This is a genomic window from Shewanella sairae (assembly GCF_023283535.1).
GTDB classification, from domain to species: domain Bacteria; phylum Pseudomonadota; class Gammaproteobacteria; order Enterobacterales; family Shewanellaceae; genus Shewanella; species Shewanella sairae.
Map to the genome: position 1 here is coordinate 1 of NZ_JAKILT010000095.1, position 7,611 is coordinate 7,611.

4 protein-coding genes and 3 pseudogenes are annotated in these 7,611 nt (G+C 40.6%); 5 read left to right on the forward strand and 2 right to left on the reverse strand.

Going from position 1 to position 7,611, the window contains the following annotated elements; translation table 11 throughout:
- Positions 1–627, forward strand: a 627-nt coding sequence (locus L2748_RS22315) for an IS3 family transposase (protein ID WP_248957767.1), incomplete at its 5' end; no start/stop codon positions are given.
- Here the strand turns inward: L2748_RS22315 and L2748_RS22320 are convergent.
- A pseudogene (locus tag L2748_RS22320) lies at positions 620–1,327 on the reverse strand (IS6 family transposase). The gene L2748_RS22315 and the pseudogene L2748_RS22320 sit on opposite strands and share 8 nt — an antisense overlap.
- A 65-nt stretch (positions 1,328–1,392) precedes the next feature.
- Here L2748_RS22320 and L2748_RS22325 point away from each other — a divergent pair.
- The 4 genes and pseudogenes from L2748_RS22325 to L2748_RS22340 all read left to right on the forward strand — a co-directional run.
- Positions 1,393–2,430 (forward strand): annotated as a pseudogene (locus tag L2748_RS22325) (IS3 family transposase); the annotation flags it as partial.
- A gap of 31 nt (positions 2,431–2,461) precedes the next feature.
- Positions 2,462–3,093: pseudogene (locus tag L2748_RS22330) on the forward strand (IS3 family transposase); the annotation flags it as partial.
- A gap of 471 nt (positions 3,094–3,564) precedes the next feature.
- Complete coding sequence (locus L2748_RS22335) at positions 3,565–4,806, forward strand: ParA family protein (RefSeq protein ID WP_220783432.1); 1,242 nt, start codon at positions 3,565–3,567, stop codon at positions 4,804–4,806.
- Positions 4,806–5,858 (forward strand): ParB family protein, encoded by a 1,053-nt coding sequence (locus L2748_RS22340; RefSeq protein ID WP_220783433.1) that lies wholly within the window; start codon positions 4,806–4,808, stop codon positions 5,856–5,858. The genes L2748_RS22335 and L2748_RS22340 overlap by 1 nt, the downstream gene beginning before the upstream one ends.
- Before the next feature lie 177 nt (positions 5,859–6,035).
- On the opposite strand, the gene L2748_RS22345 is transcribed toward L2748_RS22340, so the two are convergent.
- The gene (locus L2748_RS22345; RefSeq protein ID WP_220783434.1) at positions 6,036–7,079 is read right to left on the reverse strand and encodes a tyrosine-type recombinase/integrase; all 1,044 of its coding nucleotides are present in this window, start codon (positions 7,077–7,079) and stop codon (positions 6,036–6,038) included.
- Positions 7,080–7,611: the final 532 nt, after the last annotated feature.

Here is a 7,611-nt window from a genome sequence, read left to right on the forward strand (position 1 = left end):
ATGAAAGAGCTTAGTATAGTCAGCTGTCAGGTACCTAAGCACAAATACCTAAAAGGGTCACGCGAACATATTGAAATCCCTAATCACCTAGGTCGACAATTCGCTGTTACAGCTCCGAATGAAGTTTGGGTTGGTGATGTCACCTATGTGTGGGCTGGTAACCGCTGGATGTACTTAGCTGTGGTGATGGATTTATTTTCTCGTAAAGTGATTGGTTGGGCAATGTCGTTATCGCCTGATAGCCGTTTAACAGGAAAAGCTCTTTCAATGGCTTATGAAGCTCGTGGTAAATCTAAAGATGTCATGTTCCACAGTGATCAAGGAAGCCACTATACAAGTCGGAAGTACCGTCAATTACAGTGGCGTTTTCAAATTAAGCAAAGCTTATCTCGACGGGGAAACTGTTGGGATAATAGCCCTATGGAGCGCTTCTTTAGAAGTTTGAAAACTGAATGGATAGCGACAACTGGGTATCGTAATTTAACTGAAGCTCAACACGAAATTACACGATACATAATTGGATATTACTGTCAGCTTCGCCCACATCAATATAACGGCGGGCTGACGCCCAATGAATCAGAACGAAGGTTCTGGTTAAACTCTAAGATCGTGGCCAATTTTAGTTGACCACTACAGATCTATCCCGAACAAGGGTTTTACGTTCATCATGACGTAACCAGAAATCAAACTGACCTTTGTTCAACATCCGTAATGATTCGAATCCCTGGATGCTTGACCAGGCTCGCTTTCGTATTTTGAAACCGCCGGTGGCAACAACAAGCTTCTTGATGGGGGCGTGATCGGACTCGATACCATTATTGAGATACTTCACTTGCCGCTACTCAATATCCTCCCGCAGTCGCCCCTCCTTCTTCAAGCGGGCAATCACATTGGCGTATGAGGAATGCTTGTCAGTGTTTAAAGTTTTAGGTTGCTTATCTATGTCGTAGTATCTCAGGCAGCGCCTAAGAAACTGATACGCAGCTTCTGTATCACGTTGGTGGGAAAAATAGAAATCCAGCGTCTCACCTTGTTTATTGATGGCTCGGTAAAGGTAATGCCATTTCCCCTTCACTTTAACGTAGGTCTCATCGAGCTGCCACGAAGGATCTATCCGGATGAATTGATGGCGACGTAACTTCTTGCGTAATGCCGGAGCATACTCAATGAACCAACGATAAATGGTCGAGCGATTAACCGAAATTCCCCGCTCTGCCAACATGTCGCTAAGGTTGGCGTAGCTCATCGGTGTCGAACCATACCACCGAAGGCACCAAAGGATGATTTCAGGGGCAAAGTGTTTCCATTTAAATTCGGGGTTGGTCATTGTGTCGCTAGATTAGGTGGGAAAGAAAAGGGATTCTGAGTTGAGACTGAATTTTTTGCAACAGAGCCCTCACAGATAGGCAGCATTATGTATCCTTGATTGATGAAGCCGTTACCTCTGGCGCAAGAAAAGAGAAAGCTTGTGAAGAAATTGGTTTATCCATACGAACGTTACAGCGGTGGCAGGAACATGGCAAAATCATAGGTGATAAAAGGTCTGCTGCGGATAGACCTGAGCCGAAAAATAAGCTCACAGAGGAAGATCAGCAAGCAATATTAGATACCTGTAACCAAGAAGAATACGCCAATTTAGGGCCTAGCCAGATAGTGCCAATGTTGGCAGATAAAGGGCGATATTTCGCATCTGAGTCAAGCTTTTATCGTGTGTTGAAAGCCCATGACCAGTTAATCCATCGAGGCAAAGCAAAACCTAAAGGTAGCCGAGCTAAGCCTAAGGGCTACACAGCGACAGCAGCAAACCAAGTGTGGACTTGGGATATCAGCTACTGTCCTTCAAGCGTCATTGGTCGATTCTTCTATCTGTACATGATAGTAGACATTTTCAGTCGTAAAATTGTGGGTTGGGAAGTTCATGAGAGCGAGTCTGGTGAATATGGCGCTGAGTTGCTTGAGCGCACTCTTTGGGCTGAAAAATGCGTAAAACAAAATGTCATTTTGCACTCAGATAACGGCAGTCCGATGAAGTGTCTGACGATGCAAGCCAAAATGTTTAAAATGAGTGTAATAGGCTCTCGAAGCCGTCCTGGTGTCAGCAATGACAATCCGTATTCTGAATCACTGTTCCGCACGGTCAAGTACTGTCATCGTTGGCCAAGTGAAGGCTTTAAGAGTCTTGAAGATGCAAGAGTTTGGGTAAAAGATTTCGCTAATTGGTACAACAACAAGCATAGGCATAGTCGTATCAAGTTCGTGACTCCTGCGCAACGCCATAATGGTGAAGATAAAACGATACTGGAAAAACGCCGAGAGTTGTACAAAGAAGCACAAGAAAATAACCCTAACCGCTGGTCAAAGGGCATCAGAAACTGGGATGAAATCGGTGATGTGGAGTTAAACCCAGAGAACAAAAAAGAAGCAGCTTAACAGCTTAGACGACAACTACCTTGAAAAACGCCGATATCGCCCTCGTTCAATTATGCGAAAGTTAGGCTTAGTGGTTATTCAACGTCAAGCTTATAAAGTTACGACGAAGCGAAAACACAGCGACAGTGTTGCTGATAACGTCCTGAACCAGAACTTTAATCCACCCCAACCTAATCAAGCTTGGGCTGGTGATGTGACGTATCTGAGAACTAACCAAGGCTGGCTCTACCTAGCAATAGTAATGGATTTGAACTCCAGGCGTATCATTGGCTGGAGCTTATCCGCGCGGATGACGGTTAACTTAGTGGAGCGTGCATTGCAGATGGCCATAACACTGAGGCAGCCAGATAAAGGCGTAATATTTCATAGCGATAGAGGTTCGCAATATACGAGTAAGCAGTACCAAAGCTTACTTACGGAAAATGGAATGATAGCCTCTATGAGCAGTGTTGGAGCCTTGATAACGCTGTAGTTGAGCGGTTCTTTGGTAGTTTAAAGCATGAGTGGTTGTTAAACATTGTGCATCTAACGCGAGAGTCAATGAAGCAGGATGTTGAAGAATACATAAGGTATTACAATCATGAACGGTTGCATACATCGCTCAAAGACTTAACACCAGTCAACTATGAGAAATTACAAAGTGAGGTGTCCTGTTGTGCTTGACCAGAATACTCAGTTTGCGACAGAACCGAAGACGATAATCAAATACTCATTTTCCCCCTATTTTTTAGCAACTGGTTATATTGCGCATAATTTCATAAGCGATAAACTGCTTTCTTTATATGATGACGTTTACGCTTATTATGTTTGTGAGGCATCTGTTAAATAATTAAGGTGGTAGGCTCTATGTAAGATAATAGCTGATCTTATATTGATTACCTACAGGTTGATTATTTGAGCGTTGCAACAAAGCCATAGTAAGGTGATTTTCAAAAGTTGTGAGATTTCCACTGAAAACTCATTCCAAAACAAATCGTAAGCAGCTGTTTAGTAAGGTTATATTTCACTTTTTAATTTGTGAGTTATATCTAAGTAATAATTTAAGCAAAACCATTTTGACAGCCTTTTTATATATTGACGACAAAATGCTATCAATGTACTATTTATTTAAGTTATCAAATAGTGAGTATCAAAATGACCGATTTATTAGCCAAATTAGCTATTTTAGGTTCTGAAATTAATAAGGACGAATTTGATCGTCTTGAAGCTGTTTTAGAGCAGTCTAAAACCACTAATGAAATCGATCAGTTAATTCTGAACCACAGCATTCCTCAATCTGAAGCAGCCAAGATTTGCGGGGTTTCACTAAACACTTTTAAAGACAAAGTAAAAGAGGCTTTGGCTGAAGGAGTTATTCCAGAGGTTGTATATACCTCGGGGCGTTATCTTTATACATTAAGACACATGCACGCGCTGATGGATTGGATGAAAATACCTAAATGGTCTGATACTAATACTGGCTGCCCTGTTGCTGACGTACAAAATCAAAAAGGTGGCACAGGAAAATCAACCACGCTCTTTAGCGTTGCAACCTCAATAGCTCTCGATTTGAAACAAAGAAGACGCGTTCTCGTTGTAGACCTCGATCCTCAAGGTTCACTTAGAAACTTCGCTGCCGCAGATTATGGTAATACAGCAAAAATGCTAACTAGCGTTGATTTAATGCTTGGCGAACTAGAGCCTGAGAGCTATTACGCTTCTCTTGCTGATATGGGCTATGAGCATTCTGAACTAGTTCAATCATCTGTTATTGGTACGCATATTCCAAATCTAGACATAATTCCTTCTTTTCCATCTGATGAGCGCTTTAGTGCCGCAGCTTGGGAGGAGTATGCTAAAACAGGTGATATGAATGATTTTCTAAAGCTTTTAGATACTAAGGTACTTAGTTTGCTAAAACCTCACTACGACCTTATTTTTGTCGATACAGGTCCTCATACAAATCCGCTGGTATGGAATGCAATGGAGGCGTCTGACGCCGTGATTGTTCCTGTTTCGCCACGTAAACTTGATTGGAAATCTACTTGCCAATTTATTGAAGAGTTACCGAACCATTTCTACCGTCTTCCATCGCAAGGCAAAAACATTCAAATGCTGAAAATAATGGTTGTTAACTATGATGATGAACAAAGCCGAGACTTGGATATGCTCAATCAAATTAAGGATAAGTCGGGTAAGTGGCTTTTGAATTGCGTGATTAAGCGTAGCTCAGCTTTTGAAATTGCTAGCAGAAACTATCGTACTATTTTTGATTTAAAGAAATCAGATTCAGCCAACTTACACTGCCCGCCACGACAGTTATCAAAGGCCGTCGATTCATTACGAGATGCGACTAGAGAGTTACTGTTGAACTTGGCTGAAGTGGAGGGCAGATAATGAGTACAAGTAGTTTTTATTCGTCTAGACCAGGCTCTGCGAAAAACGGAGTATTAGGAGCTGTTGATGAACCTAGAATTTTTAAACTTAACTCGGGCCGTAAGGTTAAGTTTTACTCAAAGCATATTGCCCATGATGATATTGAAAAAGAAACCCGTGTTTCTGCTCATTTGAACCCAAGGATTCAAGAAGAAATTAACCAAGACGAGCTTTTAAAGCTTGCAGAAAGCTTAGCTGATAACCAAATTTATCCTGCTATTGGTTACTTAGAATCAGATAAAGTTATTGAGATTTTAGATGGATCATTAAGACGAGCAGGCTGTCTCTTAAGTGGTGTTGGATATGATATTTTATACAGTAAAGAGCAACTGACATTACAAGAAGCGTTGGACTTAACTGAGCAGTTTTCCCTTGTTATGAAGCATACACATAGGGAGGAGGGGGCCAAATTCTTAAGGCATATTGCACATTTACAGCGCAGTTTTAAGGTTGAAATTAAGGTCGAGCAAAAAGAGCTGGCTCGGATCTTTAATAGGTCAGAGTCATATATCTCTACTTGTTTAACTGCGATTTCTATCAATGCTAACTTGATAAAGCTATTTGACCGTTCTGAGGTCTTGGTTGCAAAAGATTATCGCGAACTCAAGAAGATTCAAGAAACAGTATTAACTTCTGCCAATATCTGTAAGTGTAACAAAGGAGCTACAAATGAAGAACTTGAGCGGTATGATCTAGAGGTTTTAGACTGCATGAGTGAAGCTGTTAAACCTGTTGCTGATGAACTTTATCTGCTAAACGTCGAAGATACCAATGCCAAAGAAGTTCAAAAAGATTTTGTATTTAAGTTATTAGCTCAGCATTTAATGGGTAAAAAGAAAACACTAGCTAAGACGGCTAAGTTTGAGCCCATCGTATCTATTAATAAAAATAAGTTTGTTAGGAAGAAACAAGATAGTACCGGAAATAAGGTAACTATAGAGTTTTCAAGAATTGAGAAAAACAAACTCAAGCAGATTGAAGATTATATTTTAAAAATCACTTCTGATAATTAAAATTAGTAAGTGATTGTTTTTGAAATGATAGATTTTAAAAGATAGTGGGTTTTCAGTGAAAATTACTGTTTTTTCACTGTCAGAATGAGATCTTGCTGTTATATTTTAAGGACGCTGGATCTCTCAGATACAATTATGCTGCTAAAGAATAAAATTTATATGTTTTGTGAGTTTCGATTACTTGTTATAAATAGACAACATTCTTAAGTCTTTATGCAACGTGCGGCGCTGGATCTTCATTGCATCCTCGCCGTCACTGCCCATCTGAGTTACAAAGCCACTTCTTGCACTGTGCGCAGCAAAACGATGAACATCAATACAGGCTTTTACCAAATAGCCTTTCAAGATCCTGTTCACATCGGCTCCGCATAATACAGGTGGATCTAAAGTAGGCGTCTCTTCATCAGGGCCAGTTCGCAACGCTAAACTATTACGAGTGATACTCCTAAATATATAACCACTCTCAATGCCGCTGATTTCGAGCCATTGCTTGATTGCATCATTAGCAGAAAATGCTTCATCATCAGGAAGCCATTTCACCTGTTTTTTACCATCTTGATTAGACTTACTAAAACGGATTGTGATCTCTAGGCCATCCAACCGAAAAGCTAAATCTTCTACCTTAAGTTTTACAATTTCGCTTCTTCGAAATGCACCAGCTCTCAGTAAAAGTATCAGTGCCAGGTCGCGACTCTTAATGAGTGTTTTTTCGTTATCGGAAATAACCGTTACCAGTTGGCCCAGTTCGTCATTAAGTAATGGCGATTTATCATCATGGAGCACTTCACGAGTTTGATTACGTCTAAAACCCTCAAGCGATTTTATGATCTCAGGGTGATAAGTGGGTGAATCATGGCCATGCTCGATATGAAAATGACGAATTGCAGCGACTCGCATTGCTATGGCGCTGTTACTTAAATGGCGCGCTGTTTCTTGGCCATTGAATTGAGCAATAAAGGTCCGAGTCATTTCTTGACCAAGATAAGCCATCAAAATTTCGGGTGAAGCCGGCAAAGGATTAAAACCATAGCTATCACAAAAATCGACAAAGCTTGCCCAAGCCGATAAGTAGGATTTAACCGTATTTTCAGATCGTCGATGTTGTTGCTGACTTTTGGCTTGATCGACTTTCGTATGTAAAGCCAAAGGTAGCCGACTGAGATCCAACGGGGCGTGTTCAGTATCTTGTCTATTTGCTAATGTCGTTAGGCCATTCTTCATTGTCAGATCGTCTGAATCTCTTACATACGATAATTACTATTATAGTATGTAGAATTTGGCATGAACGGTCAACTACCAATAAAGTGGTTGAACCATTCTTTTATTCTGAGATTTGCCTGCGAGCATTTTTTGCTGAAAAATAAAAGTAGGGAAGGGCTGTTATTGGGGGTCTGTCGGCTTTGTTGCAGCGCTCAAATAATCAATAGGTGGGCAATCATTATCAGAACAGTTATTATCTGACTTAGAGCCTACTACCTTAATCATTTAACAAATGCCTCACAAACATAATAAGCGTAAACGCCATCATATAAAGAAAGCCGTTTATCGCTTAAGAAATTATGCGCAATATAACCAGTCGCTAAAAAATAGAGGCAAAATGAGGATTCTGTCGCAAACGGCTTTGTTGTAGTGCACAAATAACATCCAACTAGGCTTACTAAGGGAGTTCGATTATGATGGACGAACTCTTTAACTTTTAGCTGTATTTAACAAATGCCGAACAAGCATAATCATCGCAAGCGTCATCACTTTA